Raw genomic sequence first — 15,384 nt, 5'->3', positions numbered from 1 at the left:
TCACCCAAGGGTTCGCTCCTTGATCGAAGTCAAAATTGGAAACGGAATGGCCGTTACCGACCCTCCCGTGGCGCACACGGATTGTGTGGATTGCCCGATCCGGCATCGGGCCGTCTGTGCCCGTTGCGAGACCGACGAGCTCGACCAGCTCGAGTCGATTAAGTATTACCGGACCTACGAGGCCGGGCAGACCGTGATCTGGTCGGGTGACCGGATGGATTTCGTCGCCTCCGTGGTCGAGGGAATCGCGACGCTCAGCCAGACGATGGAAGACGGGCGCACCCAGATGGTGGGGCTGCTGCTGCCGTCGGATTTCGTGGGCCGGCCGGGGCGCGAGACGGCGGCCTATGATGTGGTGGCGACGACCTCGCTGACCATGTGCTGCTTCCGCAAGAAGCCGTTCGAGGATCTGATGATCCGCACGCCCCATATCGGACAGCGCCTGCTGGAAATGACGCTGGACGAGCTGGACGCGGCGCGGGAATGGATGCTGCTTCTCGGTCGCAAGACCGCGCGCGAGAAGATCGCGAGCCTTCTGGCGATCATCGCGCGGCGCGATGCCTCGCTGAAGTTTGCACCGATGCAGAGCAAGATCGTCTTCGACCTGCCGCTGACCCGCGAGGCGATGGCCGACTACCTGGGCCTGACGCTGGAAACGGTCAGCCGCCAGATGTCGGCGCTCAAGCGCGACGGGGTAATCGTTCTGGAAGGCAAGCGTCACGTGACCATTCCCGATTTCGACCGTCTGCTTGGCGAGACGGGAGACGACAACGACGGCGGCATGCTGTCCTGAGCAGGGCAGGGGCCGCCCGGCCCCGCACCTCCCTCTTTGCATCAATGGGCCATCAGGATCGGAACGCCGGTGCGTTCCAGCATGTCCCGCGTGGCCCCGCCCAGGATCGCCTCGCGGAAGCGCGAATGGCCATAGGCGCCCATCACCATCATGTCGGCCTCGATGTCCTGCACATGGCGCTGCAACACGTCCGAGATGCGCGGCATCGTCTTGGCCAGCACCGAGATTTCCGCCCTGACCCCGTGGCGCGACAGCATCTGCGACAGCGCGCCGCCCGGATCAGAGCGGTCGGCGCCATGCTTGGGCGGATCGACGATGGCGATGTTCACCAACTCGGCGGCCTGCATCAGCGGCATCGCCTGCTTGATCGCGGCCATCGCCTCGTGGCTCTGGTTCCAGGCGACGACGATCTTCTGCCCGATCACGTTGGCATCCGCGCCCTCGGGCATGATCAGAAGCGGCGCATGGCCGTCGAACAGTACCGCCTCGGTCGCTGCCTCGTCCTCGATGCCGCGCTGCTCGCCATAGGGGCGGGGCATCACGACCAGATCGGAATAGCGCGCGCGCTGCGCGACCAGATGGCTGAGCCCGGCAATCTGGGCAACCGCCGCCTCGGCGGCCCAGGCGATCCCCTCGCGGCCCAGCCGGGTCTTGACGGCGGCCTCGATCGCGGCGGAATCCTCCTGCGCCTTGTGCAGGGTCTCCTGCTGGATGAAGGCGTTCGTGCCGGCATAGTAATAGCCCGTCTGGGTGCGATCGACGCCCAGACAGAGAATGTCGAGATGGGCGCTTTCGCGATTGGCAAGCGTGATCGCGGGTTCCAGCGCCGAAACGGCGATGTCGGTGTCCGTGATGATCGTGAGAATGGTCTTGTAGGCCACCTGAGCTTGCTCCTTCGCGTCCAACCTGACGTTGCACCGACTCTAGCGCCGAGGTCGCCGGGCGGGCTTTGACAAGGATCAATGAGACTCTGGAACGGTTCGAAGATGCCTTGACATGGATCAATGCATATCTTTGCATACAATCGAATACTCACGGGCACGTGAGGGGAGTCGGCCGACGGGAATCGGCCGGAAGCGACGAAGGGGCTTCCTATGTGGGACTACGTTAAAATCGCCGTCTATGGCGTGATCGCGGTCTGTGCCGCGATTGCTGCCAGCTACGCGCGCGACTTCGCATACCAGGTGCATGCGCTGATCGTGATGCTGGTCGCGGCGGGGCTGTTTCTGTGGACGGTGCGCCGCACCGGCGATCCGAAACCGGCGCCCGAGACCGGATACATGGACGATGTCGTCCGGGCGGGCGTCATCGCGACGGCGTTCTGGGGGGTGATCGGCTTTGCGGCGGGCACGTTCGTTGCCAGCCAGCTTGCCTTTCCCTGGCTCAATTTCGAATGGGCGCAGGGCCATCTGAACTTCGGTCGACTGCGGCCCCTTCACACCTCGGCGGTGATCTTCGCCTTTGGCGGCAACGCCCTGATCGCAACCTCGTTCTACGTGGTCCAGCGAACTTCGGCCGCACGGCTCTGGGGCGGCAATGCCGCCTGGTTCGTGTTCTGGGGCTACCAGCTTTTCATCGTGCTTGCGGCGACGGGCTATGTGCTGGGCGCGACCCAGTCCAAGGAATATGCCGAGCCCGAATGGTATGTGGACATCTGGCTGACGATCATCTGGGTGGTCTATCTGGCGATCTTCCTCGGCACGATCTTCAAGCGCAAGGAACCCCACATCTACGTGGCGAACTGGTTCTACCTGTCCTTCATCGTGACCGTCGCGATGCTGCACATCGTCAACAACCTGTCGATCCCGGTCTCGATCTTCGGCTCGAAATCGGTGCAGGTCTTCGCGGGCGTGCAGGATGCGATGATCCAGTGGTGGTATGGCCACAACGCGGTGGGCTTCTTCCTGACCGCGGGCTTCCTGGGGATGATGTACTATTTCGTGCCCAAGCAGGCCGAACGCCCGGTCTACAGCTACAAGCTGTCGATCATTCACTTCTGGGCGCTGATCTTCCTTTATATCTGGGCCGGTCCGCACCACCTGCACTATACCGCGCTACCCGACTGGGCCTCGACGCTGGGCATGGTGTTCTCGATCATGCTGTGGATGCCCTCCTGGGGGGGCATGATCAACGGGCTGATGACGCTGTCGGGTGCCTGGGACAAGCTGCGCACCGATCCGGTGATCCGGATGATGGTGGTCGCCGTGGGCTTCTACGGTATGTCCACCTTCGAGGGGCCGATGATGTCCATCAAGGCGGTCAACTCGCTGTCGCACTACACCGACTGGACCATCGGTCACGTCCATTCCGGCGCTCTGGGCTGGAACGGCATGATCACCTTCGGCGCGCTCTATTTCCTGGCGCCGCGGCTCTGGGGCAAGGAGCGGCTTTACTCCAATGCGCTGGTGTCCTGGCACTTCTGGCTCGCGACCATCGGCATCGTGCTTTACGCAGCGTCGATGTGGGTCTCGGGCATCATGGAAGGGCTGATGTGGCGTGAAGTCGATGCCCAGGGCTTCCTGGTCAACAGCTTCGCCGACACCGTCAGCGCCAAGTTCCCGATGTATGTGGTGCGTGCCATCGGCGGGGGGCTCTTCGTGCTCGGTGCGCTGATCATGTGCTTCAACATCTGGAAGACCGCGACCTCTGCGCCGGCCCGCCAGCCCGCGCGCGTCGCGGCCCCTGCTGAATAAGGAGCACGCATCATGGCCATTCTTGAAAAGCACAAGATCCTCGAGAAGAACGCCTCGCTGCTTCTGGTGTTCAGCTTCCTTGTCGTCACCGTCGGCGGGCTGGTGGAGATCGCACCGCTGTTCTACCTCGAGAACACCATCGAGGAGGTGGAGGGCGTGCGCCCCTACTCGCCGATGGAACTGGAAGGGCGCGACATCTATGTGCGCGAGGGCTGCTACGTCTGCCACAGCCAGATGATCCGCCCGATGCGCGACGAGGTCGAACGCTACGGGCATTACAGCCTCGCGGCGGAGTCGATGTATGACCACCCGTTCCAGTGGGGGTCCAAGCGGACGGGGCCGGATCTGGCCCGCGTGGGCGGGCGCTACTCGGATGACTGGCATGTGCAGCACCTGCGCGACCCGCAGGCGATGGTGCCGGAATCGATCATGCCGAAATACGGCTTTCTCGAAAACCGGATGATCGACCCGACCCATATCGCCGACAAGCTGCGCGTCCACCGCATGGTCGGTGTGCCCTATACCGACGAGATGATCGAGAACGCGGTGGCGGACTTCAACGCGCAGATCGACCCGTTCTCGGATGGGGCCGACGGGTTGCTGGAACGCTATCCGGGCGCACAGGTGCGCAATTTCGACGGCAAGCCGGGCATCTCGGAAATGGATGCGCTGGTGGCCTACCTTCAGATGCTGGGCACGCTGGTCGATTTCTCGACCTTCGAGCCGCATGCAAGCCGGTAGGGGGCGGTTCCGATGGAAACCTATACCGCCCTGCGCGCCTTTGCGGACAGCTGGATGCTGCTGTTCCTGACGCTGTTCTTCCTGGGCGTGATCTTCTGGGCGCTGCGCCCGGGCAGCGCCCGGGTCCATAGCGACAGCGCCGACATCCCGTTCCGCCACGACAACGAACCCGCCCCGTCCCGCGATGCGGATGAGGCCGCGTGCCACAAGGAGGCGCGGACATGAGCACAAGCGACAAGAAACCCCTGCCCGAGGACGTGGTCGGCACCACCGGCCACAGCTGGGACGGCATCGAGGAGTTGAACAACCCGCTGCCGCGCTGGTGGCTCTGGTCCTTCTACGCCTGCATCGCCTTCGCGGTGATCTACGCGGTCCTCTACCCGGCGGTTCCCCTGAAATCGGGCGCGACGCCGGGGCTTCTGGGGCATTCGACCCGGGCCGAGGTGGCGCGCGAGATCGAGCGCTTCCAGGAGGCGAATGCCGATCTGGTGGCGCGCCTGATCGAGGTCGAACTGGACCCCGAGGTGATCCGCGCCGATGCCGACCTGTACAACTACGCCGTGCAGGGCGGGGCCGCGGTGTTCCGCACCTACTGCGCCCAGTGCCACGGCTCTGGCGCGGCGGGCGTGCAGGCGGCGGGCTATCCCAGCCTTCTGGACGATGACTGGCTGTGGGGCGGCGCACTTGAGGACATCTACACCACCGTTACCCATGGCATCCGCAACGAGGACGACCCGGATGCACGCTGGTCGCAGATGCCCGCCTTCGGCGTGGACGAGTTGCTGACGAATGACGAGATCGCGCAGGTTGTGCAGTATGTGCGGAAAATTTCCGGACAGGAACATGATGCCGCATTGGCAAGCGATGGCGAAGAGGTGTTTCTTTACAACTGTGCCTCGTGCCACATGGATGACGGAACCGGAGACCGCTATCAGGGCGCGCCCAATCTGACGGACGCGATCTGGCTTTACGGCGGAAGTGTCGAGACGCTGACCGAGACGGTGTATTACGCGCGATTTGGCATCATGCCGAGCCACCGCGAACGCCTGAGCGAAGCAGATCGGCGCGCGGTTGCGACCTATGTCCATCAGCTTGGCGGGGGCGAGTGATTTAAAGTCTTCCGGGGGCCGCGAGGCCCCCGGTCGATGGCACCGGCCCCCATCCTGTTCGCGCGTTTCCACGGGGGCCGGTGTTCATCCTTGCGCATCCTCCCCAACCCGTCCAGCGCGCCAGATGAGATACCGCTGTTCGTCTGCGCACAGATTTGGAACTTTTCCAGTTCTCGGTTGCGGGGCGGTCCGATTCGGTGCTTTCAAGCTGACCCGCAGCCCGCAAAGTGATCGGCCGAACGCTTCCATTCGCCGGGCTCAGGGTGTTTAGTTGACCATATTGCTGGGGCCAGTGTCGCGCCGGGGCCGACCGGCCGGGCTGCCAGCCCGAACGGAGTGAGCCTGTGAGCTCGACAGACCAGACCCCCGAACGCCTGTACGTCGCCCGCGAACCGATCTTTCCGCGCCGCGTGTCGGGCAAGTTCCGGACTCTAAGATGGTGGCTTCTCGCGATCTGCCTGGGCATCTATTACCTGCTGCCCTGGATACGCTGGGACCGCGGCCCGAACCTGCCCGATCAGGCAGTTCTGATCGACCTGGCCAACCGGCGCTTCTTCTTCTTCTGGATCGAGATCTGGCCGCACGAGTTCTATTTCGTCGCGGGCCTTCTGATCATGGCGGGGCTGGGTCTGTTCCTGTTCACCTCGGCGCTGGGGCGCGTCTGGTGCGGCTATCTGTGCCCGCAGACGGTCTGGACCGATCTGTTCATCCTGACCGAGCGCTGGATCGAGGGCGACCGCAACAAGCGGGTGAAGCTGTGGAACCAGAAATGGGATTTCCGCAAGGCCCGCCTGCGGCTGAGCAAATGGACGCTGTGGCTGGCGATCTCGGTGGCGACGGGCGGGGCCTGGGTGTTCTACTTCGCCGACGCACCGACGCTGCTTTGGCAGCTTGTCACGCTTGACGCCCATCTTATCGCCTATTCCACGATCCTTGTTCTGACCCTGACGACGCTGATCCTGGGCGGGTTCATGCGCGAACAGGTCTGCATCTACATGTGTCCCTGGCCGCGCATACAGGCCGCGATGATGGACGAGGACACCATCACCATCGCCTATCGCGACTGGCGCGGCGAGCCGCGCGGCAAGCATCGCAAGGCCGAGGGCGCCGAGGCGCTGGGCGATTGCATCGACTGTTTTGCCTGCGTGAATGTCTGCCCCATGGGCATCGACATCCGCGACGGCCAGCAACTGGCCTGCATCACCTGCGGGCTGTGCATCGACGCCTGCGACGAGGTGATGGACAAGATCGGCAAGCCGCGCGGGCTGGTCGGGTACATGGCGCTGTCGGACGAAACACGGGAACGCGCGGGCGAAAAGCCCCGCTCGATCTGGACCCATGTCTTCCGCACCCGCACCATCCTTTACACCACGCTGTGGTCGGCGGTCGGCATCGGCCTGCTGGTCGCGCTGTTCGTGCGGTCGGATATCGACATGACGGTGGCGCCGGTCCGCAATCCGACCTTCGTCACACTGTCCGACGGCTCGATCCGCAACGCCTATGAGGTGCGCGTGCGCAACATGCAGGGCGCGCCGCGCGATTTCGCGATCACCGTCACGCCGAGCGACCAGTTCACGATCGAGATCGAGGGCGCCGAGGATGGCGTGTTCACGGTGCCGCCCGACGTGACCGAACTGAAGCGCGTCTATGTCATCGCCCCCCCGGGCAGCGCGCCCGCGACCGCGCAAACCACCGCGATGCGGCTGTGGCTGGAGGATCTGGCCGCCGCCGAACGCGCCTTCAACGACACCATCTTCCACGGAAGGACAGCGCAGTGAACACGAACGAACTGACCGGCCGCAAGGTTCTGATCATCGTGCTGTCCTTTTTCGGCGTGATCATCGTCGTCAACCTTTTCATGGCGTTCAAGGCGGTCAGCACCTTCCCCGGTCTCGAGGTCCGCAACTCCTATGTCGCAAGCCAGCAATTCGACGCGATGCGCGATGCGCAGCAGGCGCTGGGCTGGGTCGCGGCGGCCGAGTACGATGCCGAGGCCCGGCTTTTCCATCTGCGCATCGACGATGCCGATGGCCAGCCCGTGCCCGTGCCCGAGATCGAGGTGTTGATCGGCCGGGCCACCAGCAACCGCGACGACCGCGTGCCCGAGCTTGCCTATTTCAACGGCGCGTTCACCGCCCCGATGGATCTGGGCCCCGGCTACTGGACGGTGCGCCTGGACGCCCGGGCCGAGGACGGCACGCTGTTCCGCCAGCGCTTGCAACTTTACGTCCGGGGCTAGTCCGATGGACGCGGCCCTGAACCCCCGGACCTCGGCCTGCCCGGCCTGCGCCGCCGTGCCCGCCGCGATGGAGGCCGCAGAGGTGCCGAAGGATGCGCGGCTGCTGCTGTCGCTGCCGACCGTTCATTGCGCCGCCTGCATCGGCACCGTCGAGCGCGCCCTTGCCCGCCATCCCGGCGTGCGCTCGGCGCGGGTGAACCTGACGCTGAAGCGCGTCAGCGTCGATGCCGAACCCGAGGTTACCGCCGCCGCGCTGATCGAGCGGCTGGGCCGCGAGGGCTACGAGGCGCACGAGCTTGACGCGGGCGTTCTGTCGATGACCGAGACCGACAGGCAGGGCCGCGATCTTCTGATGCGCGTCGGCGTTGCCGGCTTCGCGATGATGAACATCATGATCCTGTCGGTGGCGGTCTGGGCGGGAGCGGCGGACGCCACGCGCGACATGTTCCACCTGATCTCGGCCCTGATCGCGATTCCGACCGTGGCCTTTGCCGGTCAGCCCTTCTTCCGCTCGGCGCTGGGGGCGCTACGGGCAGGGCGGCTGAACATGGACGGCCCGATTGCGCTGGCGCTGGTGCTGACGGTCGCGATCTCGCTTTACGAAACGCTTAAGTCTGGCCACCACGCCTATTTCGAGGCGGTGCTGATGCTGACCTTCTTCCTGCTGATCGGCCGCTATCTGGACCACCGCGCCCGCGCGCTGGCGCGCTCTGCGGCGCAGGAACTGGCCGCGCTCGAGGTGCCCCGCGCGATCCTGCTGAACGACGGCGCCGAAACCACGGTGCCGGTTGCGCAGCTTGCGGTGGGCGATCTGGTGCTGGTCCGGCCCGGTGGCCGGGTGCCGGTGGACGGGATCGTGACCGCAGGCCGGTCCGAGGTCGACCGCTCGCTTCTTACCGGCGAGACGCTGCCGGTGGTCACCGCCGAGGGGGCACAGCTCAGTGCGGGCGAGGTCAACCTGACCGGGCCGCTGACGGTGCGCGTGACGGCGGCGGGGCGCGACAGCTCTCTGCATCGCATGGCCGATCTGGTGGCGGCGGCGGAATCTGCGCGCAACCGCTATACCACGCTGGCCGACCGCGCCGCCCGGGCCTATGCGCCGACCATCCCGCTGCTATCGCTGGGGGCCTTTGCCGCCTGGATGTGGATTTCCGGGGGCGATCTGCGGCTTTCGGTCAATGTCGCCATCGCCACGCTGATCATCACCTGCCCCTGCGCGCTGGGCCTTGCGGTTCCGGCCGTCGTGACCGCCGCAAGCGGCCGGTTGTTCCGCAAGGGGCTGCTGATCAAGGACGGCACCGCGCTGGAACGGCTGGCCGAGGTCGATACCGTCGTCTTCGACAAGACCGGCACGCTGACCATGGGCACGCCGGTTCCCGACAATCTCGACACCCAACCCGAACAGGCGCTGCGCGTCGCGCTGGCGCTGGCCGAGGCGTCCTCGCACCCGCTGGCGCGCGCACTGGCGACGGCGCTGCGCGCGCGCGGGCTGCGCCCGGCCCAGGTCGCCGATCTGCGCGAGGCGCCGGGCTACGGGGTGCAGGGGACATGGCAGGGGCGGGAGGTCAAGCTGGGCCGCGCGGGCTGGGTCGGTGCCACCCATTGCGCCACGACGGGGGCCTACCTGTCGCTCGGCGACGAGACGCGCAGCTTTACCTTCACCGACGCCTTGCGCCCCGGTGCCGAAGAGGTCGTGCAGGCGCTGCGGGCGCAGGGCAAGGCGGTCTGGCTGATCTCGGGCGATGTTACGGCCGCGGTCGAGGCCATGGCGCAGCGGCTGGGGATCGAGCATTGGCAGGCAAACGCGCTGCCGCAGGACAAGGCCGCCAGGATCGCCGCGTTGCAGGATCAGGGCCACCGCGTCCTGATGGTGGGCGACGGGCTGAACGACACCGTGGCGCTGTCGGCGGCACATGTCTCGATCTCGCCCGCCTCTGCGCTGGATGCGGCGCGGGCGGCGTCTGACATGGTGCTCCTGGGCCGCGACATCGCGCCGATTGCCGATGCGGTGCGCATGGCCAAGGTCTCGGTCCGTCGCATCCGCCAGAATTTCTGGCAGTCCGGGCTTTACAACGCCGTCTTCGTGCCGGTCGCGCTGCTGGGCTTCTGCACCCCGCTCTGGGCGGCGCTGGCGATGTCGCTCAGTTCGATCACCGTGTCGCTGAACGCGCTGCGGCTGAGGTAGACGCGATGGAAGTGCTCGCCTTCCTCATCCCGATTGCGCTGTTCCTGGGCGGGCTGGGACTTGCGGCCTTTTTCTGGGCGCTGAAACATCGCCAGTACGAAGACCCCGAAGGCGACTCGCAGCGCATCCTCAACGACGACTGGGACGACCGGCCGAAACCCTGAGCGTCACGCGATGCGCGCCGTCACCGCGCCGATCCCGTCGATCTCGACCATGCAGACATCACCGGGGCCCAGCGCGCCCACGCCCGCAGGCGTGCCGGTATAGATCAGATCGCCCGGGGCAAGGGTGACCAGCCGCGACAGATGGGCGATGACCTGCGGCACAGGCCAGATCATGTCCGCCAGATCCGCGTCCTGCCGGAGCGTTCCGTTCACGGTGCAGCGGATGCGGCCTGTTGCGGGATGGCCGATCTGCGCGGCCGGGACCAGCGCACCGCAGATTGCCGAATTGTCGAAGCCCTTGGCCATGTCCCAGGGGCGGCCTGCGGCCTTGGCCTCGGCCTGCATGTCGCGCCGGGTCAGGTCGTTGCCCGGCGCATAGCCCCAGACATGGGCCAGCGCCGCCTCGGGCGACAGATCGGCGCCGCCCAGCCCGATAGCAACGACAAGCTCGGCCTCCTGATGCAGGTCACGGGTTGCGGGCGGGTAGGGGATGGTCGCGCCATCCTCGACCAGGGCATCGGCGGGCTTGGCAAAGAAGAAGGGCGGCTCGCGCTCGTCATTGCCCATTTCGCGGATATGGGCGGCGTAGTTCCGCCCGACGCAAAAAATCCGCCGCACCGGAAACCGTGCCTCGGACCCCGCGATCGCCAGCGAGGGCACGGGCGGGGCGTAGATCGCGTAGACCGTCACGATTGCGGGCCGATCGTGGTGCATTCGGAGCCGTTCGATTGCAGCCTGCGGCAGGCAAGCGCGGCCTCTTCCTCGGTCATGCCGATGAAATTCGCCTCGAACCCGCGGTTGCTTTGCACGACCTTGCGCAGCGCGGTATCGAGCGTTCCGATCTCTTGCAGCGCCGTGATCAGAAGCACCCGCTCGGCCTGATGGCGCGAGCCGAAGCGCCCGATATTGACGCCCCACATCCGCCCGCCCGAAGACGAAAGCCGGGTCACGACCTCTTGGCCGATCTCGTCGGCCGAGGACGCGGGCGGCGTGGTTGCATTGGCGGCGGCCGGCATGATCGCCTCGGGCCGGGCGCGTGGCGTCAGGGTCGGTACCGGGCGCGGCGCGGGCTCTGCCGCGGCTGTTGCGACAGGCGCGGGGGCCGGATCGGCGGCAGGGGCTGGATTGGGCACGGGGGCCGTCTCGGCGCGCGCTGCGGCCGCGATCTCGGCCTGCGCCGAGGCCAGCGCGTTCTCGACGCTTTCGGCGACGGCGGCCACGATGGCGGCGGGCGGCTCGAAGCCCGGCCGTTTCGGCGGGCGGGGCGAGGCGGCAAGCTGTGTCGAAGCGCGGGCCGCAGGCACCGGGCTTTCCTCTGGCCCGGCGCTGGCGACATAGACCGGGCGGGCCGGCGTGCGCACCGCAACGCGGGTCGGGGAACGCTGGAAGCCCAGATCGAGCAGTTCCGCCACCTTGGCATTGCGCGCCACCGGAGAGGCGCCGCCGAACACCGTCGCGATGATCCGCTTTCCGCCACGGTCGGCCGATGCGACAAGGTTGAACCCCGCCGCGCGGGTGTAGCCGGTCTTGATCCCGTCGGCGCCGCGATAGCTGGACAGCAGGCGGCGGTTGGTGTTCGACACCTGCGCGATGCCCGCATCCGTCGTCTCGCGCGAGAAGATGTTGTAATACTGCGGATAGTGATAGAACAGCGCGCGCCCCAGCGTGGTCATGTCCCGCGCGGTGGACAGATGCCCCTCTTGCGTCAGGCCATGGGCATTGCGGAAATTGGTCCGGGTCATGCCCAGCGACCTTGCGGTGCGGTTCATGCGCCGGGCAAAGGCGGCCTCGGACCCTTCGATCGCCTCGCCGATGGCGGTGGCCGCGTCATTGGCCGACTTGACCGCCGCTGCGCGGATCAGATGGCGCAACTGGATTCGCTGGCCGGGCTTCAGCCCCAGCTTGGAGGGAGGCTCGGCCGCGGCCTTGCGCGAGACGGTCACATAATCGTCCAGACTGATCTCGCCATTCTGCACCGCCTCGAAGGCGATGTAGAGCGTCATCATCTTGGTCAGCGAGGCCGGATGCAACTGCGTGTCGGCGTTCTGCGCATGCAGAACCTCGCCCGACCGCGCGTCGATCACCATCGCCGCGAAGGGCGCGGCGCGCGCCCCGGATGTCACGAACGCCATCGCAACCGCGATGAGCGATACGAAAAGTACGCGCCGGACGTATTGCCCCGAACGTTGCACGGCTGTTGCCTTTTCACTGCCTCTCGTCGCCCGGATTTTTGTGGTGGGCGATCGCTTCTTCGCGAAGCCTAGCACAGCCGGCCGCGACGGAAAACACCCCGTTTTCGGGGAGTTCGAAGGTTAAGGAAAGGTAAATCGAGATATGGCGTGGCGGGCCCTCCGGGCAACAAATCCTGCCTTTCGGGCTTATCCGAGCGCCGCGATCAGGCCGGGCAATTCGCCCAGATGTTGCAGTTCGGCAAAGCGGGCATGGCCGCGCGGTGGCTCGGCATGTTCCAGCTCCCATGTCAGGTCATGCGGCACAAACACGCCCCAGGCGCCTGCCTCGATGGCGGGAATCACGTCCGACTTCAGCGAGTTGCCCACCATCACCGCCCGGCTTGCCCCCTCGCCATGGCGGGCAAAGATCGCATCATAACGCGGCGCGGTCTTGTCCGAGACGATCTCGACGCCGTCGAACAGATCGCCCAGCCCCGATTGCGCCAGCTTGCGCTCCTGATCCAGTAGATCGCCCTTTGTAATCAGAAGGATACGGTACTTGGCCGCCAGTGCCTCGACGGCCTCGCGCGCCTCGGGCATCAACTCGATCGGGTGGCGCAGCATCTCCTGGCCTGCCGCCAGCAATTCGCGGATCACAGAGGCGGGCACCCGGTCCTCTGTCACCTCGATCGCGGTTTCGATCATCGACAGCACGAAGCCCTTGATGCCGAATCCGTAATGCCCAAGGTTGCGCTTTTCGGCCGCCAGCAGGCGTTCCATCAGGTGGCCGGTCTCGGTGTAATCGGCCAGCAGCCCGGCGAATCGCTCCTGCGTCATGCGGAAGAACCGCTCGTTCTGCCAGAGCGTGTCGTCGGCATCGAAACCGATTGTCGTGATTGTCCGCGACATCTGGCGCCCGGCCCCCCTGCTCGGCCCTTTTCAGACAGGCCGACCCGCATATATAAAGGCGTCCAAGCCGAACACCACCCGATTTGCCGGAGACGGGCCGCCGTGACCACCGACCCTCGCATGATGGCCGACAAGGGCGACGACCCCGAAGGCGAGACCGGGGTCATCACCAAGACGCGCCCCAAGACCCAGCGCCCGCCGCTTTACAAGGTGCTGCTGCTGAACGACGACTACACGCCGATGGAATTCGTCGTGCATGTGCTGGAACGCTTCTTCGGGATGAGCCATGCCCAGGCCTTTGAACTGATGCTGGTCGTCCACAAGAAGGGCGTCGCGGTTGTGGGCGTGTTCAGCTTCGAGGTGGCCGAGACCAAGGTCGCGCAGGTGATGGATTTCGCCCGCCGCCACCAGCACCCGCTGCAATGCACCATGGAAAGGGAATAGGGCTGCGCGCCCGCTTCCCGGAAAGCACCCGATGTCCGACAGCCGCCTGACCCTTGCGCTGGAAAGCGGCGCCGTCGCCTTGCCCGAAACCGGCCGGATATTGGTGTTCGGGCCCGGCGCAGGGGCGGATCTGTCGGCGCTGCCCCGGGACCGGGTGCAGATCGTCCAGGGCTTTGCCCCCGATCACGATGCCTGGGCGCGGCGCGGCTGGGACGTAACCGTGGCACCCGAAGGGGCGTTCGCGGCCGCCCTGGTCGTCGTGCCGCGCGCCAAGGCGCTGGCCCGCGCCTGGATCGCCGAGGCACTGGCGCTGACGGGGGGCGGACCGGTGATCGTGGATGGCGCCAGGACCGATGGGGTCGACAGCCTCTTCAAGGCGATCAAGGGGCAGGGGGCCGAGGTCACGGCGCCCTTTGCCAAGGCGCATGGCAAATGCTTCGCGTTCACCGCTGACCCCGCCGCCTTCGCCGACTGGCACCCAGGCGCGGGGCCGCTGGTCGCGGGCCGCTACCGCACCGCGCCGGGTGTCTTCTCGGCCGACGGGGTGGATCGGGGCTCGGCGCTCCTGCTTGCGGCGCTGCCTGCCAGGCTCAAGGGGCGGGTGGCCGATCTGGGCGCCGGCTGGGGCTATCTGGCCGGCGAGGCGCTGGCCGCCCATCCCGAGATCGCCGAACTGCATCTGATCGAGGCCGACCACGCCGCGCTTGCCTGCGCGCGTGCCAATGTGCCCGATCCCCGCGCGCGGTTTCACTGGGCGGACGCCACCGCCTTTTCTGGGGATGCGCCCTTCGACATCGTTCTGGCCAACCCGCCCTTCCACAGCGCGCGCGCGGCCGATCCCGGCCTTGGCCGCGCCTTCCTTGCTGCCGCAGCCCGCCTGCTGGCCCCGCACGGACAGGTCTTCGTCGTCGCCAACCGCCATCTGCCCTATGAACGCGACCTTGCCACGCTGTTCGTCGAGACCCAAGAGATCGGCGGCGATGCAGGCTTCAAGCTGTTGCACGGCCACCGGCCGCGGCGCCCCGCTCGCGGCGGGCGGTGAAATCGCCTAGTTTGGCGCCCGAGAATCAGGAGTTCCGCTGCATGACCTTCTCCATCGCTGGCAAGACCGCCATCGTGACCGGCGCGGCCAATGGCGTCGGCCTTGCCATCGCGCGGCATTTCGTCAATCGCGGCGCCAAGGTGATGTTCGCCGATATCGACGAGGCCCGGCTGATCGACGAATGCGGCAAGCAGACCGAAACCGAAGGCAGCATGCGTTACTTCGCGGGTGACCTGCGCCAGCGGCTGACGGTCGCGAACCTGCTCTCGGCCACCATCGACGCTTACGACCGCATCGACATCCTGGTGAATGCCAGCCGCCAGATGATCGCCTCGGACCCGCTCGACCCCGATCAGGATGCGGTCGAGACGCTGTTGCAGCAGAACCTGATGACCGGCCTGCGGATCAGCCAATGCGTTGCCCGGCGGATGATCCGCCAGGCCGAAGAGGACGGGCTGGAAGAAGGCTGCGCCGGGGCGATCGTGAACATTTCCTCGATCGCGGCCCGTCGCACCCATCCCGACCTGATGGGCTATTCGGTCAGTTGCGCCGCCCTCGACCAACTCACGCGCTCGATGGCCGTCGCGCTCGCGCCGCACCGCATCCGGGTGAACGCGGTCGCCTTCGGCTCGGTGCTCTCGGCCAGCCTTCAGGGTGTGCTCAAGGATCATGCCGAATATCGCGACGACATCCGCATGCATACCCCGCTCGGCCGCATCGCCAAGCCCGCCGAACTGGCCGAGGCGGTGCAGTTCCTTGCCTCGGACGGGGCGCAGTTCATCACCGGCCAGATCATGACGGTGGATGGCGGGCGCACCCTGCTCGACCCGGTGAACGCCCCGGCGCATTGACGCGCCGCCCCCCTCCTTCTTCTGGCCGCACATATCCCGGGGG

16 protein-coding genes are annotated in these 15,384 nt (G+C 66.4%); 12 read left to right on the top strand and 4 right to left on the bottom strand.

Annotation, left to right across the window (positions count from 1 at the left end):
- Positions 1 to 46: 46 nt before the first annotated feature.
- Positions 47 to 793 carry a transcriptional regulator FnrL gene (gene fnrL, locus GH815_RS11090; RefSeq protein ID WP_153748842.1) on the top strand — a complete coding sequence of 249 codons (747 nt, stop codon included), beginning with the start codon at positions 47 to 49 and terminating at the stop codon, positions 791 to 793.
- A 41-nt stretch (positions 794 to 834) separates the two neighbouring features.
- Here the strand turns inward: fnrL and GH815_RS11085 are convergent, their stop codons facing one another.
- Positions 835 to 1,674 carry a universal stress protein gene (locus GH815_RS11085; protein ID WP_343030802.1) on the bottom strand — a complete coding sequence of 280 codons (840 nt, stop codon included), beginning with the start codon at positions 1,672 to 1,674 and terminating at the stop codon, positions 835 to 837.
- A gap of 213 nt (positions 1,675 to 1,887) precedes the next feature.
- Between GH815_RS11085 and ccoN the strand changes: the two genes are divergently transcribed.
- The 8 genes from ccoN (at position 1,888) to ccoS (ending at position 9,924) form a co-directional block, all read left to right on the top strand.
- Complete coding sequence (ccoN, locus tag GH815_RS11080) at positions 1,888 to 3,486, top strand: cytochrome-c oxidase, cbb3-type subunit I (RefSeq protein WP_153748840.1); 1,599 nt, start codon at positions 1,888 to 1,890, stop codon at positions 3,484 to 3,486.
- 12 nt (positions 3,487 to 3,498) lie between these two features.
- On the top strand, positions 3,499 to 4,227 hold the full coding sequence (ccoO, locus tag GH815_RS11075) for a cytochrome-c oxidase, cbb3-type subunit II (RefSeq protein WP_153748839.1): 729 nt from the start codon (positions 3,499 to 3,501) through the stop codon (positions 4,225 to 4,227).
- Between the two features lie 12 nt (positions 4,228 to 4,239).
- Positions 4,240 to 4,452: a cbb3-type cytochrome c oxidase subunit 3 gene (locus GH815_RS11070; protein WP_153748838.1), complete on the top strand. Its 213-nt coding sequence runs from the start codon at positions 4,240 to 4,242 to the stop codon at positions 4,450 to 4,452.
- Entirely contained in the window at positions 4,449 to 5,336 is an 888-nt protein-coding gene (ccoP, locus tag GH815_RS11065) for a cytochrome-c oxidase, cbb3-type subunit III (protein ID WP_153748837.1), read from the top strand. Before GH815_RS11070 ends, ccoP begins: the two co-directional genes overlap by 4 nt.
- Positions 5,337 to 5,680: 344 nt before the next feature.
- Positions 5,681 to 7,114, top strand: a complete 1,434-nt coding sequence (ccoG, locus tag GH815_RS11060) for a cytochrome c oxidase accessory protein CcoG (RefSeq protein ID WP_343030800.1) — start codon at positions 5,681 to 5,683, stop codon at positions 7,112 to 7,114.
- Entirely contained in the window at positions 7,111 to 7,575 is a 465-nt protein-coding gene (locus GH815_RS11055) for a FixH family protein (protein WP_343030799.1), read from the top strand. Before ccoG ends, GH815_RS11055 begins: the two co-directional genes overlap by 4 nt.
- A gap of 4 nt (positions 7,576 to 7,579) precedes the next feature.
- Entirely contained in the window at positions 7,580 to 9,760 is a 2,181-nt protein-coding gene (locus tag GH815_RS11050; RefSeq protein ID WP_153748836.1) for a heavy metal translocating P-type ATPase, read from the top strand.
- A gap of 5 nt (positions 9,761 to 9,765) precedes the next feature.
- Positions 9,766 to 9,924, top strand: a complete 159-nt coding sequence (ccoS, locus tag GH815_RS11045; protein WP_153748835.1) for a cbb3-type cytochrome oxidase assembly protein CcoS — start codon at positions 9,766 to 9,768, stop codon at positions 9,922 to 9,924.
- Positions 9,925 to 9,927: 3 nt separating this feature from the next.
- Here the strand turns inward: ccoS and GH815_RS11040 are convergent, their stop codons facing one another.
- The 3 genes from GH815_RS11040 to GH815_RS11030 all read right to left on the bottom strand — a co-directional run bounded on the left by GH815_RS11040 (position 9,928) and on the right by GH815_RS11030 (position 13,004).
- Positions 9,928 to 10,638: a fumarylacetoacetate hydrolase family protein gene (locus GH815_RS11040; RefSeq protein WP_153748834.1), complete on the bottom strand. Its 711-nt coding sequence runs from the start codon at positions 10,636 to 10,638 to the stop codon at positions 9,928 to 9,930.
- Positions 10,611 to 12,056 carry a D-alanyl-D-alanine carboxypeptidase family protein gene (locus GH815_RS11035; RefSeq protein ID WP_153748833.1) on the bottom strand — a complete coding sequence of 482 codons (1,446 nt, stop codon included), beginning with the start codon at positions 12,054 to 12,056 and terminating at the stop codon, positions 10,611 to 10,613. Before GH815_RS11035 ends, GH815_RS11040 begins: the two co-directional genes overlap by 28 nt.
- Before the next feature lie 246 nt (positions 12,057 to 12,302).
- The gene (locus tag GH815_RS11030) at positions 12,303 to 13,004 is read right to left on the bottom strand and encodes an HAD family hydrolase (RefSeq protein WP_153748832.1); all 702 of its coding nucleotides are present in this window, start codon (positions 13,002 to 13,004) and stop codon (positions 12,303 to 12,305) included.
- Between the two features lie 120 nt (positions 13,005 to 13,124).
- On the opposite strand from GH815_RS11030, the gene clpS reads away from it, so the two are divergent.
- From clpS to GH815_RS11015, 3 genes are read left to right on the top strand one after another with little or no spacing between them, the layout of a single operon-like run.
- A complete protein-coding gene (clpS, locus tag GH815_RS11025; protein ID WP_407072176.1) occupies positions 13,125 to 13,448 on the top strand; it encodes an ATP-dependent Clp protease adapter ClpS in 324 nt (107 codons plus the stop codon).
- A gap of 31 nt (positions 13,449 to 13,479) precedes the next feature.
- Positions 13,480 to 14,490 carry a class I SAM-dependent methyltransferase gene (locus GH815_RS11020; protein ID WP_153748831.1) on the top strand — a complete coding sequence of 337 codons (1,011 nt, stop codon included), beginning with the start codon at positions 13,480 to 13,482 and terminating at the stop codon, positions 14,488 to 14,490.
- A 41-nt stretch (positions 14,491 to 14,531) separates the two neighbouring features.
- Positions 14,532 to 15,341 (top strand): SDR family NAD(P)-dependent oxidoreductase, encoded by an 810-nt coding sequence (locus GH815_RS11015; protein WP_153748830.1) that lies wholly within the window; start codon positions 14,532 to 14,534, stop codon positions 15,339 to 15,341.
- Positions 15,342 to 15,384 lie beyond the last annotated feature (43 nt).

Source organism: Rhodovulum strictum (assembly GCF_009649175.1).
Classification (GTDB): domain Bacteria; phylum Pseudomonadota; class Alphaproteobacteria; order Rhodobacterales; family Rhodobacteraceae; genus Rhodovulum; species Rhodovulum strictum.
The sequence above is the reverse complement of the archived record's forward strand: the minus strand, read 5'-3'. Positions and strand labels throughout refer to the sequence as shown.